Source organism: Microcoleus sp. B7-D4 (genome assembly GCF_036705125.1).
Taxonomy (GTDB): Bacteria; Cyanobacteriota; Cyanobacteriia; order Cyanobacteriales; family Microcoleaceae; genus Microcoleus.
This window is the reverse complement of the sequence record NZ_JAUBTT010000009.1, coordinates 99,744-120,645: the sequence shown is the minus strand read 5'-3', so window position 1 is coordinate 120,645 and position 20,902 is coordinate 99,744. Positions and strand designations below refer to the sequence as shown.

General features: G+C 47.7%; 15 protein-coding genes. 7 read left to right on the top strand and 8 right to left on the bottom strand.

Annotated elements, in window-relative coordinates:
* Positions 1–68 precede the first annotated feature (68 nt).
* On the bottom strand, positions 69–1,079 hold the full coding sequence (locus QUB12_RS05750) for a leucine-rich repeat domain-containing protein (RefSeq protein ID WP_333305899.1): 1,011 nt from the start codon (positions 1,077–1,079) through the stop codon (positions 69–71).
* A gap of 290 nt (positions 1,080–1,369) precedes the next feature.
* Between QUB12_RS05750 and QUB12_RS05745 the strand changes: the two genes are divergently transcribed.
* Complete coding sequence (locus QUB12_RS05745; protein ID WP_333305897.1) at positions 1,370–1,843, top strand: ABA4-like family protein; 474 nt, start codon at positions 1,370–1,372, stop codon at positions 1,841–1,843.
* A 441-nt stretch (positions 1,844–2,284) separates the two neighbouring features.
* Here the strand turns inward: QUB12_RS05745 and QUB12_RS05740 are convergent, their stop codons facing one another.
* Positions 2,285–5,206, bottom strand: coding sequence for a GAF domain-containing protein (locus tag QUB12_RS05740; protein ID WP_333305895.1), 2,922 nt, complete (start codon positions 5,204–5,206; stop codon positions 2,285–2,287).
* Positions 5,207–5,436: 230 nt separating this feature from the next.
* On the opposite strand from QUB12_RS05740, the gene QUB12_RS05735 reads away from it, so the two are divergent.
* The gene (locus QUB12_RS05735; RefSeq protein WP_333138176.1) at positions 5,437–6,597 is read left to right on the top strand and encodes a quinone-dependent dihydroorotate dehydrogenase; all 1,161 of its coding nucleotides are present in this window, start codon (positions 5,437–5,439) and stop codon (positions 6,595–6,597) included.
* A 144-nt stretch (positions 6,598–6,741) separates the two neighbouring features.
* On the opposite strand, the gene QUB12_RS05730 is transcribed toward QUB12_RS05735, so the two are convergent.
* From QUB12_RS05730 to QUB12_RS05720, 3 genes are all read right to left on the bottom strand, one after another.
* Positions 6,742–7,302, bottom strand: a complete 561-nt coding sequence (locus QUB12_RS05730; RefSeq protein WP_333138179.1) for a hypothetical protein — start codon at positions 7,300–7,302, stop codon at positions 6,742–6,744.
* A gap of 133 nt (positions 7,303–7,435) precedes the next feature.
* Positions 7,436–8,887 carry an anthranilate synthase component I gene (locus QUB12_RS05725; protein WP_333305893.1) on the bottom strand — a complete coding sequence of 484 codons (1,452 nt, stop codon included), beginning with the start codon at positions 8,885–8,887 and terminating at the stop codon, positions 7,436–7,438.
* A 126-nt stretch (positions 8,888–9,013) separates the two neighbouring features.
* Positions 9,014–9,685: an aminotransferase class IV gene (locus tag QUB12_RS05720; protein WP_333305891.1), complete on the bottom strand. Its 672-nt coding sequence runs from the start codon at positions 9,683–9,685 to the stop codon at positions 9,014–9,016.
* 96 nt (positions 9,686–9,781) lie between these two features.
* Between QUB12_RS05720 and QUB12_RS05715 the strand changes: the two genes are divergently transcribed.
* Positions 9,782–10,447: an ElyC/SanA/YdcF family protein gene (locus QUB12_RS05715; RefSeq protein ID WP_333305889.1), complete on the top strand. Its 666-nt coding sequence runs from the start codon at positions 9,782–9,784 to the stop codon at positions 10,445–10,447.
* A gap of 179 nt (positions 10,448–10,626) precedes the next feature.
* On the opposite strand, the gene QUB12_RS05710 is transcribed toward QUB12_RS05715, so the two are convergent.
* Positions 10,627–10,854, bottom strand: coding sequence for a hypothetical protein (locus tag QUB12_RS05710; RefSeq protein WP_333104712.1), 228 nt, complete (start codon positions 10,852–10,854; stop codon positions 10,627–10,629).
* Positions 10,855–11,133: 279 nt separating this feature from the next.
* Here QUB12_RS05710 and QUB12_RS05705 point away from each other — a divergent pair, with 279 nt between their 5' ends.
* The 4 genes from QUB12_RS05705 to QUB12_RS05690 all read left to right on the top strand — a co-directional run bounded on the left by QUB12_RS05705 (position 11,134) and on the right by QUB12_RS05690 (position 16,153).
* Positions 11,134–11,772 carry a transaldolase family protein gene (locus tag QUB12_RS05705; RefSeq protein ID WP_333305887.1) on the top strand — a complete coding sequence of 213 codons (639 nt, stop codon included), beginning with the start codon at positions 11,134–11,136 and terminating at the stop codon, positions 11,770–11,772.
* A 226-nt stretch (positions 11,773–11,998) separates the two neighbouring features.
* Positions 11,999–13,717, top strand: a complete 1,719-nt coding sequence (locus QUB12_RS05700; RefSeq protein ID WP_333305885.1) for a calcium-binding protein — start codon at positions 11,999–12,001, stop codon at positions 13,715–13,717.
* 139 nt (positions 13,718–13,856) lie between these two features.
* Complete coding sequence (locus QUB12_RS05695) at positions 13,857–15,557, top strand: calcium-binding protein (protein ID WP_333305882.1); 1,701 nt, start codon at positions 13,857–13,859, stop codon at positions 15,555–15,557.
* 44 nt (positions 15,558–15,601) lie between these two features.
* On the top strand, positions 15,602–16,153 hold the full coding sequence (locus QUB12_RS05690; protein ID WP_333289908.1) for a GUN4 domain-containing protein: 552 nt from the start codon (positions 15,602–15,604) through the stop codon (positions 16,151–16,153).
* 112 nt (positions 16,154–16,265) lie between these two features.
* On the opposite strand, the gene QUB12_RS05685 is transcribed toward QUB12_RS05690, so the two are convergent.
* Positions 16,266–18,335, bottom strand: a complete 2,070-nt coding sequence (locus QUB12_RS05685; protein WP_333138193.1) for a serine/threonine-protein kinase — start codon at positions 18,333–18,335, stop codon at positions 16,266–16,268.
* Between the two features lie 1,158 nt (positions 18,336–19,493).
* A complete protein-coding gene (gene cax, locus QUB12_RS05680; protein ID WP_333064517.1) occupies positions 19,494–20,615 on the bottom strand; it encodes a calcium/proton exchanger in 1,122 nt (373 codons plus the stop codon).
* Positions 20,616–20,902 lie beyond the last annotated feature (287 nt).

Below are 20,902 nucleotides of genomic sequence, written 5' to 3'. Positions count from 1 at the left end.
TTCTCCTGATATTTACCTTAAATATTATACTCTATAAACTGCCATCTTGCCTCGACCTTAATAATTAATTAAAACCGGCATATAGATTCAGGATTGACAGGGCAAATTTTATTAACAATGGGATTCCCGCGCAAGTCCAGGGTAGTTAACTTTTGCAAAGATTGCAGGGAACTGATATCAGAGATTTGATTGTTGTACAAGTCTAGTAAAAATAAGTTATTTAAACCTTGTAGCGCGCTGCTATCCGAAATCGGATTGTTGAACAGATAAAGTTGAGTCAAATTAGTTAACGATTTCAGGGGACTGATGTCTGATATTTGATTGTTACCGAGGTTGAGTTCACTTAAATTAGTGAGCGATGTCAAAGGACTAATATCTGATATTTTATTTTGGAATAAAAGCAATTTATTTAAGTTAGTTAGAGAACCCAGCGGAGTAATGTCAGATATTTCATTTCCGAACAGAAACAGCGTATTGAGATTTTTTAAGGAAGCCAGCGGGGTGATATCCGATATTTTATTATTGTAAAGGTAGAGTGTCTGGATTTCAGTTAAATTAGCCAGAGGAGCGAGATCGGAAATTTCATTTTTGTAGAGGATCAGCGCATTTAAGTTAGTTAAATTTTGCACCGGAGTGATGTCTGAAATTTTGTTGTCAAACAAGACAAGTGCGGTAAGATTAGTTAAAACTGCTAGGGGAGTGAGGTCGGAGATTTGATTGGTATCGAGAACGAGTATACTCAGATTTATTAGAGATGAAAGCGGACGGATATCTGATATTTGATTGACATCTATAACCAGAGCTTTCAGGTTAGTTAAAGATTGCAGGGGAGCGATGTCAGATATTTGATTACTGCCGAGGATGAGATTAGTAAGTTGAGTGAAAGATGAGAGGGGGCTGATATCGGTAATTTGAAGATTTTTGAGGTTAAGTTCTTTTGTATTAGAAAGGAGTTCGTTGGCTCGATCGCACTCGGAAGTCTCTGATATTTGCAACAGTATGTCTACGGTATGTTTGGCACCGGGAGAGATTTTTTCTTTCTGCTTGCACCACTCGGAAAAGTTATTATAGGTTGTCATGGGCTGTGCTGCCTTAATCGATTTTAGATGGGATATTGGAAATTTTAGATATAGCGGTTCTCAAACGTGGTGAGGTATGGGGTGAGTCCTATGCCGATGCCCGATGCCCGATGCCCGATGCCCGATGCCCGATGAGCTCCTCATGTTACTGAGAAAGGCTATAAGTATAGCAATTCTATTCCATTTGTGAATGAGATTTTTTTCGGGTTTTGAGAAATTTCAGCAAAAATTGTGTAAAGTAATCTTAACATCCTTAATTGCATTGCCTTCGCAGGAGCCAAGAGCCAACTATGACACCAGAACTAATTTTTAATGCCGGTAATCTGTTCGTTGTGCCTTTCTGGGCAATTATGATTTTATTACCAAACTGGGGAATTACCCGAAAAGTGATGAATTCCTTCATTCCGTTTGCAGTGCTCGCCGTTTTGTACATATATTTGTTTGGTAGCAGTCTGACTGCGGAAAATGCGGCTGCTTTGTCCAATCCCACGTTAGCAGATATTGCTAAGTTTCTGGGGGAGGAAACGGCGGCGGCTACGGGATGGATACATTTTTTAGTGATGGACTTGTTTGTCGGGCGCTGGATTTATTGGGAAGGACAGCGGACAGGAGTTTGGACTGTTCATTCTTTGGCTTTGTGTTTTTTTGCGGGGCCGATGGGATTGCTTTCTCATATTGTAACTGCTTGGATTACTCAAAGGTTTTTTCCGAGTTCGGAAAGTCTTTCAGGGGCCGGTTCTGGAGCCCACCCCCAAGAAAATTGATGTATTGTGGAACGGGCTCTCTGGCCCGTTCGTTCCTAAGAATGGCGCAAGATATCAATAACAATATAGATCGTAGCTAAACCCGCTCCTTGTATTTTGAAAGAGGTAGATGGCGGTTTACCGTTGGGTGGGGGCGGGTTTATGAAATTATGGGTTTTAGGCAATTATTGTTGGTGAAACCCGCCCCTACAATCCTCGATCGCAGCGAGGTAGATGGCGGTTTAGCCTTGGGTGGGGGCGGGTTTATGAAATTATGGGTTTTAGGCAATTATTGTTGGTGAAACCCGCCCCTACAATCCTCGATCGCAGCGAGGTAGATGGCGGTTTAGCCTTGGGTGGGGGCGGGTTTATGAAATTATGGGTTTTAGGCAATTATTGTTGGTGAAACCCGCCCCTACAATCCTCGATCGCAGCTTGGAACTTTTACAAAATTTTACAAGATTAAGAATTGGCTAGGGGCAGCACTAAACTAGCGACAATTAAATTGTTTTCTAACATTTCTATAGAAAAGTTTCCCCCCATTAAGTCTACTGCTCGCTGACAAATTAAGAGATTTTGCACGATCGACCTATGGGAACTAGAAACCGCTAATATATCGGGTTCGGAACCGCCGTTGAAGGCAGCAATTAAGTGTCGATCGCACGCGCCGCTATCGATCACAGACAATTCTAACAAATCTTCCCCCAACAACTGAGAGCGAATCTCAATCTTGGCGCCAACAGCAGAGCGCCTGCAAGCCGTCGCCAGCAATTCGCACAGTATCAAATCCAGCTTGATACAGTCCCCGCGAACGCTCAAAGTCTGGCCAGCAGGCATCGACACAGCAGTTTCTCTGTGCACATCCAGCAAGACTTGCGACTGTTTGACCAGGGGGGCCGTTCGATCGAGCGATCGCCTCAGCCAAGCGCTCACAGCCACCGCATCTTGTGCGAAGTGCAGCCGCCAATGTTCCTGTTTCAGCAGCAAATGAGTTGACCCCAAAGCATTGCCCATTTGCCGCAAAACCTGTTGGTATCGCAACATTTTCAGAGCATCCTTTTGTTCCTTCGCCGACTGCAAAATCGACTGACTCAACTCCCCCAACTCCTTCACCCCCGCTCCCACCGTGCGGTAAAACTCCTCAAAACGGCGCTGTTTGTACCAGTTGAGCAACTCCAGATCCAATCGCTGCGACTCGGCGGCTGATTGCACCGCCAAATACCTGCGCCACCAAGCCAACTGAGACGCCATCGAGCTGAGTAAACTCACCGACAACTCCGACCATTGGCGGCCCGGAGCGTCTGCAGCCACCACAACGCCCACCGGAGCGTGTTCTGGGGCCGTCCGCAGCGCCACCGTCATAATCTCGCCAATTCCCGGACTGCGGAGCCACCGCTTTGTCGCCAGTTGCAGTTGGCTCGTGCTCTGTTGCACCACGCAGTTAGCAGCCAGGGTTTGTTGGATCAAAGCATCTGTTTGGACAGGAATCACCGCCTCGGGATTGAGGGCAAATACGGGATTGGCAGCTACCGTCGCCACGATGGAACCTTCCTCATCACCGGGATTCCAAGTAATTACGGCTACTAAAGGACAGGAAATTGTCTGGGAAACGTGTTGAGCAAAGTTACGATCGAGCTTTTCTAGCGGCAACTCTGGGAACATCGTCGGTGAAGCAGCAGATATCTCTTGCTCAGATTGCTCATCAGGAGAATGGTGCAAAACCGCCAAACCCGATTTGAGCGATCGCTCAAATTGCTGATATTTGTCGATTGCCGAACTCTGCTGCCACGAGTGCAGGATCAATCCGAGTTGTTCGCCCACTAGCCGAACTAATTCTTGCTCAGATCGCCTCCAAGTGCGAGTTGCACTGTGCCCGACAACCAGCAAACCCTCGATCGATTTGCGATTGGCGATTTTCGATTTTAGATTGGGGTTTTCTCCCTCTGCCTTTTTCGCCCGAGTGCTCGATGCCAAAAGCGATCGCACCCCAGCTTCCCCCAACACATCCCGCCAAGCGCCCAACCGCCCGTCTTCCTCCCAATTTTCAATAGCTAGAGGTGCACTTTCTTGCAACAGCCCCACGTCAGCCACATCTAGGGCGTTGAGTGGCGACGGCACTGGCCTGCGATTGCGGGGCAGATTTTGGCAGACAATTTCAAAGCGATTTTGTTCTTCGCCGTACAGCAGCAGCAAAAAGTATTCGCATTTGAGCCGATCGCACAACTGTGCGGCGGTATTTTTCAAAGTCGCCTCCCAGTCAGCATCGCTGTAGATGGCGTGAGCTATTCCGGCAGTTAAATCTCGATCGATCTCAGTTTGTTGAATTTTCTCCTCCATCTCCGACATAGGAGCCGTCAGAGCCACTAACTGCGCCACTCCCCGCAGGTAATGCTTTTCATTGTCTTGCCAAATCCGGGGTTCGCTGGCTTCGACTGCCAAAAATCCCAACAATTCCCCTTCTGAAACAATCGGCGCAGCCAACAGAGAGCGAGCGCGGATTTGCTGCATCAACCGCCCCGTCAGCTCAGTTTTCAGAGAACTTTGAGATTCACCGATCCAAACCATTTCTTCCCGGCCCAAAGCCTGATAAAATTCGCCCAAGTCTTGGACGGTGATGCCCGAAGCCGGTCGGCCCGGCCCGCCCAAACCCGGAGTAACTTCGCGGTTGCTGACTCGGCGCCAAAAATAGCGTCGCTCTCGCTCGAACCAGTAAACATTAGTGCGTGTCGGCTCGATAAATTCATGAGTTTGTTCGACCACCGCTTGCAAGTATTGGTCGAGCGATCGCAATTCCCCCAACTGTGAAATCAGCGCAAAAAGAGACTCGTCTGGGTGTTTAACTTGTTGTCGCTGCCAGTCTTTTTCTATTTGGTAAAGAGCAGTTGCCAGCGCTCCAAATACGATCGCCAACTGCGTTTTTTCCCCCGACTTTGGCGACGCTCCCCATACCTCAGTTCCGAGCAAAATCACGCCGTAGCAGCGGTCTTTGTAGCGCAGCGGAAACAGAGTCGTGCCTTGAATATTGAAAGTTTGAGCTGCTTTGCGCCATTCTCCGGCTCGGTTTTCCGATCGCAAATCCGGAACTCCCACCGGGCGGAGCTGAATCACCACTTGTTCGAGCAAATCCCCCGGACTGAGAGCAAACCGCTGTTTGAGAAAAGACAGGTCGCCGTTAGGAGTTATGCCGCCTTTCCCGAACAATCTGTGGGCTTGTCGATCGTACAACCCGATCCAAATCAACCGCCAGTCAAATTCCGCTTGCAAGTAACCGAGTGTGGTCGAAAGTAGCACTTCCACATTCTCCTCTTCTCGGAGAGTCAGGAGAACGCGCTCTAGGGTCGCGATTTGTTCGTCTAAATCCTTTGGTCTTTGCTGCTGCCCCATTTCCAAGCTTCCCCGCACCTTGTCTAATTTAAAATTACTAGCTTAAATATTCAACAAATTAAAATGCAAAAGAGTCAACATATAATATAATCGTCTAACTTATCCTTCAATCTCAAACATTGGATAAAGTCGATCGAAGTTGAAGTAAAAACTTCCCCTTCACTGTCTGCTCGTGAATATTGTTATTTGCCTTCTCCTTTCTAATTTGTAAATTGCCCCAGTACAAATCATTGGATATTTATCAATCAAGTGTACGCCCACTGTTGTTTTCCGTATTGAAAACCGATGCCGAGTGGGTGCACAACCGCACTCTCCAACTTCTCGAACTCGCAGCCAGAACCCAGTCAAACCCCGCCACCAGCCAAATGCTCTCTCGATTGCAGAAATCTTTGGGAGTCCAAGATTCTCGCCTCGAACAATCTTTGTGGGGACTGAGCTTTAACAATCCTGTCGGCTTAGCTGCGGGATTTGATAAAAACGGCGTAGCTGCTGACATTTGGGCAAATTTTGGCTTTGGCTTTGCCGAACTCGGCACTGTCACTTGTCAACCACAGCCGGGAAACCCCCAACCTCGCTTGTTTCGCTTGACGGAGGACAGTGCAGCCCTCAACCGCATGGGATTTAACAATCAAGGAGCCGCGGCAATGGCAGCCCGGTTTCAGGCAGCACAGAAACAGTCAAAATTCGATGCCCAGCGCCCCATGCCTCAGTCTCGGTTCCCCTTGGGCATCAATCTCGGTAAATCTAAGGTAACACCGTTAGAGCAAGCAGCAGCCGACTATTTTGAGAGTTTTAAGCTGCTAAAAGATTGGGGCGACTATTTTGTAGTCAACGTTTCCTCTCCAAATACGCCGGGGTTGCGATCGCTCCAAGATGCTGCTGGGCTTAGCACAATTTTGGAAATTTTGCAACAAGAAAATCAGGGAATCAAGCCAATTTTAGTCAAGATTGCGCCGGATTTGGAGTCCGAGGATCTCGTATCAATCCTCGACTTAGCAAAAACCTACCAACTAGCAGGAATTATCGCCACAAATACCACCATCCGCCGCGATGGATTGAAAACACAAATATTGCGAGAAACAGGCAAACCAATCGCCGAAGAAGCCGGGGGAATTAGCGGGCTTCCTGTGCGGGAGCGATCGACAGAAGTAATCCGATTTATCTGGCAATATACAAAAGGCGAATTGCCCATAATTGGAGTTGGTGGCATTTTCACCGCCGAAGATGCTTGGGAAAAAATAGCCGCCGGTGCGAGTTTAATTCAAGTTTACACCGGTTGGGTTTACGAAGGGCCTTGGATGGTGCGTCGGATTCTCCAAGGTTTGTTGCAAAAGTTGGAAGAACGCGGATTTAGTTCGATTTCTGAGGCAGTAGGTTCGGAAAATCAATAGACATAGGAGTGAAAAGCAAGTCTTGGGCAGGATGCCCGATCAATATTACCCTTGTTGCACCCTTCGATCAGTGCATTGAGCAGCCATCCACTCCCGGAAATAATCGCCGCCACCTTTAGTATCTGATTAACTCTTGAAATTTCCTTATAAAGGCACTAGCCGATCGCTGTATTTGATCAAAACTTTATAATCTCGATCGTACCACGCCCTAGGTATCATATCTTGAACTTGAGCGACATCAACAAGCTGGCTTTTCGTTCCGTAGGCAGATTCCGTTTCATAGATAATTTTTTGCTGGAGAATTATCTCTCGCTTGAAGGGAAAAATCATCATAGGAACACCGTATTTTTGCAGGGGAGGCAAGTAGTTTTCAAGTAAGGAAATATCTACCGGATAGCCTCGACAAAGGTCAACGGTTGAATAAACTGCAACTATCAATTTACCGTCTATATATGTCCAGCCAGCTTCATACAACTTGCTGATGTTTAGACAGTCTTTATAGCAGTTGATTGTACCTCGTTGAGGATGATACACAGGAATCAGCCATTCAGGGGCTTTGTTAATTGCTTCTGCTTTTCCTTTGCGATCGTGATAGTGAGCTTCTCCAACAGCTAACCAGCTTTGGCAGTCTCGTCTAATATCCATGAGTTCACCCAGAATCTGACTCACAGTGCGATCGCTAAAAAAACTATCAGGCAACACCATACCAACAGTTTCCTAACACTAATACTACAAGAAATCTTTTGTTTTCGATTTATTTCACTCAGTATTACATCAAAAGTAAATCGGCGATCTAAATCTTCAACAATCTTAACACGTCGATTTATCTAACCCGCATCTAATCAAATATTTCCGCTAATTTCAAAGCATTAACTTGAGCTTGAGCTTTATGCAGCGACTCCTGCCATTCCCTTTCGGGATCGCTATCAGCAACAATCCCCGCACCCACTTGTCCCCAAACAACTCCCCCGGTTGTACCGTCACTTTTTGGTGCATATAAAAGGGTGCGAATCAAAATATTTAAATCCAGGTTGCCGCGCCAGTCCAAATAACCGCAGGAACCGTAAAACAAATTGCGCTTCACGGGTTCCAATTCTTCGATGATTTCCAGACAGCGCACTTTCGGACAACCTGTAATCGTACCGCCCGGAAATACCCCTCGAATTAAGTCGATCGCGTCGCAATCTCGTCTTAATGTACCGATAACATTACTGACGAGGTGCATCACGTGACTATAGCGTTCAATCGTCAGAAATTCGTTAACTTTTACCGAACCCCATTCACACACCCTCCCGATATCGTTGCGCTCTAAGTCAACTAACATAATATGTTCGGCTCTTTCTTTGATATTCTCTATTAATTCCTGTGCTAATTGCTCATCTTGAATGGAGGTTAAACCTCGCGGTCTCGTTCCCGCGATCGGTCTAGTATCCACTTTTTTTCCTAATAATTGAACGAGTCTTTCTGGCGAACAACTAACTATCGCCCCCCACGGAGTTTGCCAATAACTTGCAAAAGGCGAAGGATTGATCCGTTGCAAAGCGCGGTAAATTGACCAACTACTGCAATCTGTACGGGCTTCAAACCGCAAAGATAAATTAGCCTGAAAAATATCGCCCGCATGAATATACTTCTGAGCTTTTCGCACTATTTCTTTATACTCACTCTGAGATAATTGGAAAATAGGAGTAGCGGAATTTTGTTGAGAATTTTCCGGTAAATTATTCTCGCTTATTTCTCGCTGGGTTTGCTCTAATTGATGCTGCATAACATCGAGGTGAGAAGGTTGACTCGCAGCCAACCAGAGAATTTGCGTTTGATGGTCTAAAACCGCAAAAGATTCTGGTTCGTACCAACAACTAACCGGGAAAGGAAGCGGATCGGTATTGAGTTGGGGCAGGTGTTCAATTTCCCATGCTAAATCATAACCTAGCCATCCCAACCAACCCCCACTAAAAGGAATTTCCGGCGGTACATTCACTGCTAAATTTTGCTTTTGAGAGTCCAAAAGAGCGCGCAAAAAAGGTAAAATTTCACCGACTGGCGGTGTCCATAGCTGAGAGTGACCGTCAACTATCCGGGGAGAACCTGCACAAATAGAATATCGTGCCAAGTTAGTAGAAGATGTAACTGGACTTTCTAGCAGAACGGCCATATCGCGGGGGAAACAATCCGATATTGAGCTTGCACTGTCGGCGGTTTTACCGAGAAATAAAATTTGAAAAATCTCAGCTCCGCTGCGCTGATTTAGGGGAAGCTTGCGCCAATGCCAAGGTTGTATTTGTTTCATAATAAATTGCACTATGGTTAACACTTTCAGGACTTACGCAACGAGTCAATTTTGACACTATCGGTTTTTTTAGTTTTAGTAAGGTGCACAGTTCGCACCATACTAAAACCGATTGCCAGCGTTATCTCAGCCATTACTTACCACTTTCCAAACATCTCGGTTTGCTTCTTTCTTGAGGCGTATCCAACCCCTAACGGAGTTAATGAGGAATAGAGTTTCGGTACTACGCAAATCATCTAAGGTAATTAACTCTTCTCTGATTTTTCCCTCCTCTAAAAGTTGAGAACGAAACGTCCCCGGTAATAAACCGCACTTGACGGGAGGTGTGATTAGACCTGCAGGTGTATCGATCGCGATATTGGCGATCGTGGATTCGGTGATCACTCCATCTTGATTCCACAGAAAGACATCCTGATATTGGGGCTGCGACTCCAAAGCCATTGTATAAGGTACTCGGTAAGTTGTCTTGTGGTAAAGAAATGGGCTTTGAGAGTCGATCGGTTTGCGGGCAATTCCCACAGATGCACCGATTTTTAAGATACCGCTATCTAGTGTCTGAGCTTGTAATGTTATGTTTCCCTCACAAGATATTGTTAACCGTATTTTTTGTTTGACTGACCCGCAAGTCAGACTTAATGCTTGTAAAGCTTTGCTTGCTTCTGTTAGCGATAGGGGAAAATTAAAATAATCAGCCGATCGCTCTAATCTTTGAAGATGTCTGTCTAGCAAAAAATAGCCGTTTTTGGGTTGCCATAAAAGTGATTCCAGCAATTCAAAGTTTGGCTGGTGTTGAATCATATTTTTGTCAATATAATGTAAATTCGGGAACAAGACAATTATTAGACCCGCGAAGCGGTCTGTTTGTGTAATTATATAGGAAGTTAACTTGAATTTATGTTGCCTAAATCCTTTAGATTTCAATGGCGCCTTGTCATCGGGCTGTTAATATTAACCTCAGCGATCGCACCTCTAGCCCTCAACTACTACGTCCGATTTGTTACCCGCAACTACCGCCACAGCGATATAGCTAACGTGCCGGCAGAACCCATTGCTATAGTTTTTGGTGCCGGACTTTGGGAAGACGGCACTCCAAGCCCCATGTTAGCCGATCGAGTGCAAGCAGCCGTCGATTTGTACAAAGCGGGCCGAGTGGACAAACTTTTGATGACAGGAGACAATAGCACGGTCGATTACAACGAAGTCCAAGCAATGCAGGACTACGCCGAAGCCCAGGGCGTACCGATTAATAATATCGTTCTCGATTATGCCGGATTTAGTACCTATGAAAGTTGCTACCGGGCGAAAGAGATTTTTGGCATAACGAAGGCTGTTTTAGTTACCCAAAACTTTCACTTAGCCCGCGCTGTTTATACCTGCCGCCGGTTGGGCGTAGAGGCGATCGGCTTAGGAACGCCGGATTGGGGCAAATTTCGCCAAAAGGGCATGATTCGCTACAGTTTCCGCGAATTTTTGGCAGTCATCAAAGCGCTTTGGGAAGTGCGTGTTACCCGTCCAGAACCGACTTTTTTGGGGCCGTTTGAAGGAATTCAAGAAAAGTGATAAGTGGTCTGTTGAAAACTTTAGTCCTTGCTTTAAGGACGAAAGTCTTCACTAAAAACGGATTTTCTTACAACTAACCGGACATCATGTAAGTCCGGGAGTTGTAAGTTTTGAGTTAAACAAAACTTACAACAAAACTCACAAATCATAGCTTCCCCGTTGCGGTAGTGTTCCATAACTTACTCGCGTTTGGAAAGTCCTGCCAGCGACCAAGTTAGACTCACCATCATTAAGCGTGCTAGAGCCTTCAAACCATCTTCACCGTGATTTTCAAATGCTTGAGACTCGGTTTGAGAATTATCATTTTCTGGCAAGTCTTGAGGGGCTGCTGCTGGTTCTTCAAACTCCGCTTTGTCACAAGATTCTTCAAGACTGACTTGTGACTGATGATTTTCTTTTTCTCTCATTTTATGAGTCACCTCCTTGAGTTACTGCATACATAACCCATACTACAAATATAAATTGTTTGTTTCCGGCATTTGGCGATCGAAGTTTTCTTACATGGCGATCGTAATCAGCAAGTGACGTGATACCCATCACTTAATTGTTATTTTTACTTACTAGCGATGTTTTCACAAATCTGCTACAGTTAATACCTAACAATCAATGTGACGCTCAGTGACATCAAATTGAAACTAAGCCTCGGAAAACTCAGAATAAACTAAGAAAATAAAGGGGTAGAGCTGATGGGAATTTATCTCGATACTGCAATTGTAGCAGAAGCAAAAGAGGCGAGCCAGTTCGGCTGGCTTTCGGGAATTACTACTAATCCAACCCTCCTGGGAAAAAGCGATTTATCTCCCGATGTGACGCTCACACAACTGGCGAAACTTATTCCGGGGGAAGTGTATTATCAGCTAACTGCATCTGATTTTGATGGCATGGTAGCAGAAGGAAAAGCGGCTTTTGAATTAATTGGACAGCAAACAGTGTTGAAAGTTCCAGCAACGGCGGCGGGTTTCCAAACAGTAGCGCATTTGTCACCGGAAATTCCTTGCGCGGTGACAGCGATATACAGCGCATCACAAGCAGTTGTTTCAGCAGAAGCGGGGGCAAAATATGCGATCGCCTACGTGAATCGCGCCACCAGATTGTTAGGAGACGGTTTTGCCTTAGTGCGGGATATGGCAAATGTGTTGCAGAGAACTAATACGGAGATTTTGGCAGCTAGCATTAAATCGCCGGAAGAAGCGGTAAAGACTTTGTTAGCTGGCGCCCATCATTTGACATTGCCTTTTGACGTGTTGCAGGCGATCGCAGTTCACGAACTTTCGCAGCAAACTGTTGATGAATTTGCCAAAAACGGGCGGGGAATTAGTTATTAGATTTTGCAACACAGAAAACTTGATTAATTCTGGAGCAAGTATCATTCGCTCGCTGACTGCATATGAGTTTGGCTATTTTGTCTACTGTTGGTAACATTTGTTGATAAATATGGCTTTTATGAACTCAAAGTTATGACTTTTATGAATTGACTTTGAGAGCTGCTTATTGAATAATTTCCATCAACCGCAGGGATATCCAAACTTGTACTCTTAAATGTCAGGGCTTATGACTATTACTCGCGTCTCAGTTGACTCAGCAGGCATCTCTGACCCAGCAGGCGATGTGCAGGGCAACCGTTACTCGGTCAAATCATCCATCTCCGGTGATGGGCGGTTTGTGGCGTTTACACTTCAACAATCCATCTTCCGAATCGGAGCTCCGAACAATAATATTAACAATAGCGACGACATCTTCGTGCGCGACACGCTCACCAACACCACCACCCGCGTCTCAGTTGACTCAGCAGGCAATCAGCCGAACGACAGCTCCTACGACCCCTCCATCTCTGCTGACGGAAGGTTTGTGGCGTTTCAATCTGATGCCACCAACCTCGTGCCGGGGGACACAAATAATAACAACGACATCTTCGTCCGCGATTTGTCAACCAACACCACAACCCTCGTCTCAGTCAGCTCCAGCGGCGATCGGGGGAACAAGTTTTCCGGGGATCCCTCCATATCGGGCGACGGGCGGTTTGTGACGTTTTCATCTACAGCCTCCAACCTCGTGCCGGGGGACACTAACAATGAGGAGGACATCTTCGTCCGCGACTTGTCAACTAATACCACCACCCTCGTCTCTGTCAGTTCTAGTGGCGCTCCCGCGAACGACTACTCCTCATTCCCCTCCATCTCTGCCAACGGGCGGTTTGTCACATTTTACTCTTTTGCCACCAACCTCGTGCCTGGGGATACTAACGACAGTCGCGACATTTTCGTGCGCGACTTGTTGACCAATACTACTACCCTTGTCTCTGCGAGTTCCAATGGCGAGATCGCCAACGGCGGCTCCATCCGTGGCTCTATTTCTGCTGACGGGCGGTTTGTGGCGTTTTCATCTCGTGCCACCAACCTCGTGCCGGGGGACACAAATAATAACAACGACATCTTCGTGCGCGACTTATCAACCAATACCACCACCCGCGTCTCTATTTCCTCAACAGGCAATCAGGGCAACCAAGATTCCGGGTCCGCCTCCATATCCGCTGACGGGCGGTTTGTGACGTTTTCATCTGAGGCCTCCAACCTCGTGCCAGGGGACACTAACAATAAAGAAGACATCTTCGTGCGCGACTTGTTAACGAATACTACCACCCGTCTCTCTGTTGACTCAGCAGGCAATCAGGGGAACAGCGACTCCGAGTTCCCCTCCATCTCGGCCAACGGGCAGAAAGTAGCGTTTTCATCTTTTGCAGCCAATCTCGTGCCGGGAGATACCAACAACGGCCCAGACCTCTTTATTGCTGACATAGGCAGCGCTCCCGGCGGCATCAATAACTCTCCAAACGCCATCAACGGCACGAACGGCAACGACAACCTCACAGGCACTCCCAGCAGCGATAATATCAGCGGTTTAGACGGCGATGACACACTCACCGGTTTGCGAAGCAACGATATCCTTGTCGGGGGCGGCGGCAGCGACAACCTGTCTGGCGGCAAAGGTTTTGACACTCTCAACGGCGGTTTGGGAAACGATATTCTATTCGGTGGCGCGGGCAACGATGTATTTGTTTTAGGTGCGGGGTTGGGAATTGATACCATCTCTGATTTCACCAACTCTCAAGATACCATTCAATTAATCAATGGCTTGACCTTCGGACAGCTATCAATTTCGCCGGGAACTAACGGCACATTAATTAGACTAGCCAGCAGCGGTGAAGTTTTAGCTTCTTTGACAGGTGTTGCTCCCAATTTTATTGGCTCTGAAGATTTCGTCTCTGTTTAGATATCTGCCCATTCTCAATTGTCTGCTGTGTTCTTTCGCCGAAGCTCTGACTTTTACTCAAAGAGCGCGATCGAACTTCGCCAACAATCCATCAATCGCTCATCAATTTACCAAAGTTGCAATTTTAGTGTGAGGACTTATGACTATTAATCTTGTCTCAGTTAGCTCAACAGGCGATCGGGCAAGCGCCTTCTCTAACCGTCCCTCCATCTCCGCCGACGGGCGGTTTGTGGCGTTTGCATCTGCTGCCTCCGATCTCGTGCCGGGAGATACTAACAATAATGGCGACATCTTCGTCCGCGACTTATCAACCAATACCACCACCCTCGTCTCAGTCAGCTCCAGCGGCGATCGGGGGAATAGCAACTCCTTTTTTCCCTCCATCTCCGGTGACGGGCGGTTTGTAGTGTTTTATTCTGATGCCACCAATCTCGTACCGGGGGATACTAACAACCAACGCGACATCTTTGTCCGCGACTTGTCAACCAATACAACCACCCTCGTCTCAGTCAGCTCCAACGGCGATCGGGGAAATGGCTCTTCCTCCGCCGATTTCTTCTCAGGGCCCTCCATCTCCGCCAACGGCCGGTTTGTGGCGTTTGCATCTAATGCCTCCAACCTGGTGTCCGGGGACACCAACAATGCCCCCGACATCTTCGTGCGCGACTTATCAACTAACACCACTACTAGCGTCTCAGTCAGCTCCAGCGGCGATCGGGGGAACCGCAGCTCCTACTCTCCCTCCATCTCAGCCGACGGGAGGTTTGTGACGTTTTCATCTGCGGCCACTAACCTGGTGCCGGGAGACACTAACGCTGACAACGACATCTTCCTGCGCGACTTGTTAACCAACACCACTACCCTTGTCTCTGTCAGTTCCAACGGCGCTCGGGCCAACGGCTTTTCCTCCCTTCCCTCCATCTCCGCCAACGGGCGGTTTGTGCTATTTGAATCTGATGCGTCCAACTTGGTGCCAGGGGACACTAGCAATAGCAACGACATCTTCGTGCGCGACTTGTCAACTAACACTACTACCCTTGTTTCTGTCAGTTCCAGTGGCGAGCGCGGCAATTTACCCTCCCAGTTCTCCTCAATCTCAGCCGACGGGCGGTTTGTAGCGTTTGGATCTGATGCCCGCAACCTCGTGCCGGGGGACACAAACAATACCACCGATGTCTTCGTGCGCGACTTGTTAACGAATACCACCACCGGCGTCTCTGCCAGTTCCAGCGGCGCTCAGGCCAACAATGTCTCCTCTACTCCCTCCATCTCAGCCGACGGGAGGTTTGTGGCGTTTGTATCTGAAGCATCCAACCTCGTGCCTGGTGACACTAACAGGGTTCAAGACGTATTCGTTTCTGACACCGGCAACGCTTCAGGCGGCATCAATAACTCTCCAAACGCCATCAACGGCACGAACGGCAACGACAACCTGATAGGCACTCCCGGCAGTGATAATATCAACGGTTTAGACGGCGATGACGCACTTACGGGTTTGCGAAGCAACGATATCCTTGTCGGGGGAGGCGGCAGCGACAACCTGTCTGGCGGCAAAGGTTTTGACACTCTCAACGGCGGTTTGGGAAACGATATTCTATTCGGTGGCGCGGGCAACGATGTATTTGTTTTAGGTGCGGGGTTGGGAATTGATACCATCTCTGATTTCACCAACTCTCAAGATACCATTCAATTAATCAATGGCTTGACCTTCGGACAGCTATCAATTTCGCCGGGAACTAACGGCACATTAATTAGACTAGCCAGCAGCGGTGAAGTTTTAGCTTCTTTGACAGGTGTTGCTCCCAATTTTATTGGCTCTGAAGATTTCATCTCGGTCTAGAGATGGTAAACTGTCCTTTGTTAAATCACTTTTACTCAGGGAACATGATTAAACTTGGCAAACTATCCCTCGCATTAGTAGGCACATTTATTGCAGTTTTGCAACCAGCATTTACCGCTAATTCACAAGAAAGCAACAGCGAATTTAGCAAACTTCAATCCTTATTAGAAGCCAAAAAATGGTACGAAGCAGATCAAGAAACAGTCTCTCTGATCCGCAACAACCCCGCCAATCTGTCTTGTCCGAACCTCCGCGCGATCGATCGGCTGTGGATGCAATCGAGCAATGGCAAATATGGATTGACTCCACAGTTAGAGATTTGGCAGAAAGTCGGCGGTTCTAACTGTCGAACTTGCGAAGGTCAAATTAAAGATTTTAGCAAGCAAGTAGGATGGAACATGAGCTCGCAAGTAAGTCCTATACCAGGGGAGTTTCCGGCCCAGTATCCAACTGTTGCTTCATTAAGTTGGCAAAGTTATGTTGACAGCGATAAAAGCATAACTAGGTACAGTCTTTTTGCTGGCGCGCAGACATGGCAAGCGTGGAGGGTTACAGAATTTAACCTGTTTTCTACTTTTGCCAATTGTGGCAAGTAAGAGTTGTAGGGCGGGCAAGGCCCAGACTTCCACGTCGGAGTCGGGATGGGATTTCTCGCTCGCCTCCACTCTTCAATCTAAAATCTAAAATCTAAAATCTAAAATAGTAGGACTATGGCATTCGCCAAATCTTAATAGTGCGATCGGGACTGCCGCTCACAAAAGTCTTGCTATCTCTGGAAATAGCCACAGAACTCACAAACTGACTGTGACCAGAAAGAGTGCTTCTTTCTTTTCCCGTCTTCAAATCCCAAACTATAATATCTCCGCCCCCGCTAATCAAAGTGCGGTTGTCCGCGCTAAAGGCGATCGTCCTCACCCAACTCGAATGCCCTTTAAAAGTGCGGGTGCGCTTCCCGTCTTGCACGTTAGACAAACGGATCGTATTGTCGGTGCTAGCACTAGCCACAATTTGCCCGTTCGGGCTAAAAGCCACAGCATTAACCGGGCCCCCGTGACCTGTGATAATTCTTCTGACTTCTCCGGTACCGAGATTCCACAAACGCACAGTCTTGTCCTGGCTGCCGCTAGCGAGAGTTTTACCGTCCCGGCTCAAAGCGATCGCGTTTACTCCTCCGGCGTGGCCGCTCAAAGTCCGCAACCTGCTGCCGGTTCTGACATTCCACAAGCGAATAGTTTTATCATCGCTGCCGCTAGCGAGAGTTTTACCGTCCCTGCTAAAAGCGATCGCATTGACGGCGGCTGTGTGAGCGGGAATCGTCCGCATCCGTCGCCCCGTCTTCAAATCCCAGAGAATCACCTTATTGTCGCCGCCGCCGCTGGCCAAAATCGAGCTGTTCGGGCTCACCGCCAGCGTGTTGACAGATTTTTTAGAATGCACCGAATTGAGAGTCCGCACCAGCCGTCCCGTCCTCACATTCCAAATTCTAATCGTCCCAAAGCTTGCGCTCACCAAAGTTTGACCGTCAGGCGACAGGGCGGTCGCTTTTACACTCCCGACATTATCCAAACTTCTTTGCAAAAACTGAGTGCTAGGTAAAGTAGAAAGCAGCCACACGGGGTTTGCTGGAAACACCCCGTAACGCAGCGAACCGTAAATTTGAGACGCCCCAATACTCACCATCAAAACAGCCGTGCCCGCCAGCAACTTCTTTTTCCAATCAAAAACATCTTTCTCGGTCTTGTTCAATCCCGAATCCAGAGGTCTGAGGCGGTTTCTGGAACTCTGCTTCTTCGCCCCAGCCTCCCCGGCTGTTGCGCGAATTTTAGTTTGCCCCGTCGTCGGCAACTGAGTGGGCAACTGACTTTCCGCGCCGTCGAGATTAATTTCCTCCAAGCACTGCAAAACCATCTGGGGACTTTGAGGTCGATTGCCCGGAAAAGGCGCCATCAGGTAATCGATCACATTAGCCACGGGGTCGGAAACTTGAGGAGCTCCTTTGCGCCACATCAATCTGCCCGTGCGGGGATTTTCTGGAAACGCAGTCGGTGGCTTTCCAGTCAGCAAATAAACAAAAGTGCGCCCCAGAGCAAAAAAATCTGACTGCGGAACAGCCTTGCCATTAGTTTGTTCCGGCGGCGTGTAGCCGGGAGAAACAATACCAGTCACATTTTGTCCCTGGCCCACCTTAGCGAAATAAGTCCCCGACACTTCCCTAGCAGTCCCGAAGTCTATCAGCACTAACTGCCCGTTGGGCTTGCACATAATATTGTGCGGCTTGATATCCCGATGAAAATAGTTGAGTCGGTGAACTTGGTCTAAAATTTCCGACAGTTGTTTGAGCCAATTCAGAGCTTGTTCTTGACTGATCGGGCGGCCCCGATGTTTCAGCCAGTCTTGCAAATTGGCCCCAGCAATTTTCTCCATCACCAGACAGTGAAAAGACTCTGTGCTGTGAGCTGGCGTAAATGTAAAATAACCGTCGCGATCGACTTTTGGAATACCTGGATGTCTCAGCCTGACCAATACGTCGGCTTCTTGCTTAAAAAGTTCTACAGCTTTGGGATGGTCTTTGAGCAGGACTTTTAGCACTTTTCGGGCGCCGTTGTCGTCCACTTCAAATGTTCTGCCAAAGCCACCGTTTCCGAGAGGCGTGACTAGCCGATATCGACCTTCCAACAAAAGTTGAGACCCGCAGTGGATACACGCGGATTTGCCAGAGTTGGCTGGATCGGAGGGATTCGGGCATTTGGGATTGAGGCAATAACTCACAGAAGCCACATAACCCTGATTGAGGTTGCTCTATCAAGTTTTACTTGGACACTGCTCTACAAAACTTGGCTAAACTTATCTAAGCTTCACCATTCAACTAGAAGTATTTTCTAGAGGGTCTGATTCCTGCTTCTGCCAAGAGAGTCGGCTCTTACTTGTCCACAGGCGTAAATTCGGGTGGAGCAGCACCCTATTTTTGAAGTCTGTACAACTATTTATTATTGTGGAAGCTTTTAGCCCTTCTTTAACCATTATTTTCAACCAATTTAACGAATCGTGGTATCCCGTTCGACCTTTTTATAGGCTGGTCAGTTTTAAATCGACCGTGGTTTACTGCTACACAGAACTTGGCTAAACTTATTTAAGCCTCACCATTCAATCAGAATTACTCCTGAAGGGTCTGTTTCCTGCTTCACCCAAGGGAGTCGGCTCTTTCTTGTCCACAGGCGTTAATTCGGGCGGAGCAACGCCCTAATGAATTAATTTTAGTTGAAGCTTGTAGCCATGAGTCATCCACTATTTTCAACCAATTTAACGAAACGCGGGATCCCGTTCTACCTTGTGACAGGCTGGTCATTTTTGACTTGCACGCTCGGTTTACTCTCCCAGATAATTAAGCCTTTTTTTCGGCATTGATTTAATCATACCGCCCAGAATGTTAATCAGTCAAGTTAAGTATGACTAACTTTGGTGAACTTTTTGGCTATGCAAGTCCAACTCAGTTTTCAACTACTTATGACGATCGTAGCACACCTAGTAAAAGACTCATGAGCACCCTTGATTGAAATCTTGCAGCGTCTCTGAAGTCAAGGGAGGTTTGAGTCTCGCTTGACTTCAGCATCCCGTGTTTTTTATAACCGGGGACACTGCGATCTCACGATCGGGTTGAGGCCAAAGGTTTTGTTGTTTGTCACAGCCGATCGAGGTCACAAATCCCTGATGAGAGCACATAATGTACAAACACACCAGAACTAATAACAAGAGAGCAGCCACATTTCAATTGTACGATCGCAACCACCATTCTCGAAGAAATAAGTGAGAGTGGGCGAGGGGGAGAGTGCGAGAGTGGGAGAGTGGGAGAGTGGGAGAGTGGGGGAGTGAGGGAGTGAAAAAATCTGCCTTCTTCCCTCTTCCCTCTTCCCTCTTGCTTCCCGATAAGAAAGCGTTTTAAACAAGTCCCTCAATTACCGGATGGAAGTAGAACGCCAGCGCCAAAACCGTATAAGCTGCCAACAGCAAAGTACCTTCGAGCCAGTTAGAATTGCCGTCAGAACTGATAGAATTGGCGATCAGCACCGACACCGCAACCGCTACAAGTTCAAACGGGTTGAAATTCAAGTCCATCGGTTTGCCCAAGACAAAACCTGCCAAAACCAACACCGGGGCAACAAACAAAGCAATTTGCAAACTCGAACCCACGGCCACAGAAACCGACAAATCCATTTTATTTTTCATCGCCACCGTCACCGCCGTCGTATGTTCGGCCGCATTGCCAATAATCGGCACTAAAATCACCCCGGTAAACAGTGATGTCAGCCCCAAACGCGCCGTCGCTTCTTCGAGAGTACCCACCAACAGTTCCGACTCGACAGCTACCATCAGGGTACAGGCCAACAGCACCCCAATCCACAGCGGCAGATTGACTTTGTGGTCAGGACTGTCTGGTGCTAAGTTATTTTCGGCTAAATCTTCCAGCATTTCTATTTCTGCCACCCCTGCATCGTACAGATAACTGTGGGTTTTCATAGAAAACAGCAGCGTCAGCACGTAGACGACAATCAGCACTACAGCAACAGCGCTAGAGAGGTTCTGCATAGTTGCCGGAGGGATGCCAATAGAGGTGGCATTAACTGCCGTCGGCACCAAAATGGCAATCACGGCTAAGTTCATCGCTGAAGCATTCAACCGGGCGACTGTCGGCTGAAAATCTTGTTCTTTGTAGCGCAAGCCACCCAGCAGCATCGCCAATCCCATCACCAGCAACAGGTTGCTCATAATTGAACCGGTGATGCTGGCCTTGACAACATCTATTAGTCCGGCGTTGAGGGCGACGATGCCGATAATCAGTTCCGTGGCATTTCCGAAGGTAGCGTTCAGCAAACCCCCCAAATTGGCACCGAGGACGACGGCGATTTCTTCGGTGGCCGTTCCCATCCACGCGGCTAGGGGGATGATGGCTAAAGCCGAGGTGATGAAGATTGTGGAGGATTCCCAGCCGAGAAAGTGTCCGGCGATGGAAACTGGGATAAATAACAGCAGACTGGAAATAATTGTATTTGTGTTTAGCATTTAGATTCTCAAAAGCTGCCAACCGTCAATCATAGCCTGTGACCAAATGAAAAAAGGGTGAGGGTGACGGATTTGGGTGTTCGCTTAAAGCTGGGGGTGGGCGATCCTCTTCTGCAAGCTTCGCTAACGGGCGATCGCTGCATTGCTGCTTTCACTGATGTGACAAACTAAGAGAGGGATTGGTTTAGCCGATCGGTTCAATGGATTTTTCTATTCTACCCGCTCGATCGCATCAGGTTCCGCATTGTCTTGAGAGCAAAGTTGACTCTTTCTGGGCGATCGTTTTT

Bases quoted from the DNA above. Each gene is read 5' to 3' on its own strand.
- QUB12_RS05700 (WP_333305885.1), top strand. From the start codon at position 11,999: ATGACTATTACTCGCGTCTCAGTTGACTCAGCAGGCATCTCTGACCCA.
- QUB12_RS05750 (WP_333305899.1), bottom strand. From the start codon at position 1,079: ATGACAACCTATAATAACTTTTCCGAGTGGTGCAAGCAGAAAGAAAAA.
- QUB12_RS05740 (WP_333305895.1), bottom strand. From the start codon at position 5,206: ATGGGGCAGCAGCAAAGACCAAAGGATTTAGACGAACAAATCGCGACC.
- QUB12_RS05720 (WP_333305891.1), bottom strand. From the start codon at position 9,685: ATGATTCAACACCAGCCAAACTTTGAATTGCTGGAATCACTTTTATGG.
- QUB12_RS05725 (WP_333305893.1), bottom strand. From the start codon at position 8,887: ATGAAACAAATACAACCTTGGCATTGGCGCAAGCTTCCCCTAAATCAG.
- QUB12_RS05690 (WP_333289908.1), top strand. From the start codon at position 15,602: ATGATTAAACTTGGCAAACTATCCCTCGCATTAGTAGGCACATTTATT.
- QUB12_RS05730 (WP_333138179.1), bottom strand. From the start codon at position 7,302: ATGGTGTTGCCTGATAGTTTTTTTAGCGATCGCACTGTGAGTCAGATT.
- QUB12_RS05705 (WP_333305887.1), top strand. From the start codon at position 11,134: ATGGGAATTTATCTCGATACTGCAATTGTAGCAGAAGCAAAAGAGGCG.
- cax (WP_333064517.1), bottom strand. From the start codon at position 20,615: ATGCTAAACACAAATACAATTATTTCCAGTCTGCTGTTATTTATCCCA.
- QUB12_RS05710 (WP_333104712.1), bottom strand. From the start codon at position 10,854: ATGAGAGAAAAAGAAAATCATCAGTCACAAGTCAGTCTTGAAGAATCT.
- QUB12_RS05745 (WP_333305897.1), top strand. From the start codon at position 1,370: ATGACACCAGAACTAATTTTTAATGCCGGTAATCTGTTCGTTGTGCCT.
- QUB12_RS05715 (WP_333305889.1), top strand. From the start codon at position 9,782: ATGTTGCCTAAATCCTTTAGATTTCAATGGCGCCTTGTCATCGGGCTG.
- QUB12_RS05695 (WP_333305882.1), top strand. From the start codon at position 13,857: ATGACTATTAATCTTGTCTCAGTTAGCTCAACAGGCGATCGGGCAAGC.